Below are 1,083 nucleotides of genomic sequence, written 5' to 3' on the forward strand. Positions count from 1 at the left end.
CTGCCGGAAAGCTGCTTGGGCAAAGAGCTGTATCTGAATATGTACAGCATGAAAGAATATGTCGGCAAAAGTTTTGTCAACCAATGGCGCCAACAAGACGGTACAGTTTCAGACGGCCTGACGACAGGTGCTGCGCCTCATGATGCGCATGTGTTGGCGAGCCATCTATCCAAACCGCTTACCGATATTCTCACCGATATGAACAAGCATTCTAATAATCTGATTGCCCGTTCGGTTTTCCTTAAATTTGCCGGAAATATGTCTGATTACAAGCTGGCGCAGACTAAGGCCGCTTCTATCGTAAAAAGCGAGCTGGCGGTTGCCGGTATCAATACGGAAGGGCTGGTGTTGGAAAACGGCTCAGGCCTGTCCCGTGTAGAACGGCTCAATGCGCGAATGATGGCGCAAATGTTGGAAAAAGCCTACTTCAGCCCGTTTAAAAACGAGTTTATCAGTACGCTGCCGATTGCCGGTAAAGACGGTACGCTTAAAACACGCTTGAAACAGCCCGGTGAAAACCTGCGCCTCAAAACCGGTACGCTTAAAGATGTCCGCGCACTGGCAGGGTATTGGTTGGGCGAAAAGCCGTTGCTGGTTGTCGTCATTATCAACAGCCAGAAATCAACCGATTATTTACGCGACTTGGATAAGTTGGTGTCTAAAATCGTTCAGCCCGGTGGCGAACATTGGATTGATGCTAAGGCCTCCTGCATGATTAGGTATCAGGCTTAATAAGCTAAAAAGGCCGTCTGAAAATGTATTGACGTTTTCAGACGGCCTTTGTGTAAGAGAGGGAGGTAAGTATTTATGTCTATTTTGAAAGATGATTTAGGGATTTTATGAATAAACGTTTGGTGTGAATCCGCTTGAGATAGATGGTTTTTCAAGATTCAAACCATATGTCTGCTTTATTGTGTTGCCCTGTTTATACTATCTAAATAGCTGGATTTTTTATAAAAAGGCATAGGATACAGACGAAAAAAATACCGGTAAAAACCGGTATTTCTTATTTTTAACTTGATGGCGCGGCGGACGGGGCTCGAACCCGCGACCCCCGGCGTGACAGGCCGGTACTCTAACCAA

General features: G+C 46.1%; 1 protein-coding gene. It reads left to right on the forward strand.

Annotated elements, in window-relative coordinates; translation table 11 throughout:
• A partial coding sequence (dacB, locus tag ACTHSP_RS20740; RefSeq protein WP_440346852.1) for a D-alanyl-D-alanine carboxypeptidase/D-alanyl-D-alanine endopeptidase occupies positions 1–732 on the forward strand: 732 nt, incomplete at its 5' end.
• Positions 733–1,083: the final 351 nt, after the last annotated feature.

The organism is Neisseria sp. P0001.S005 (assembly GCF_051963715.1).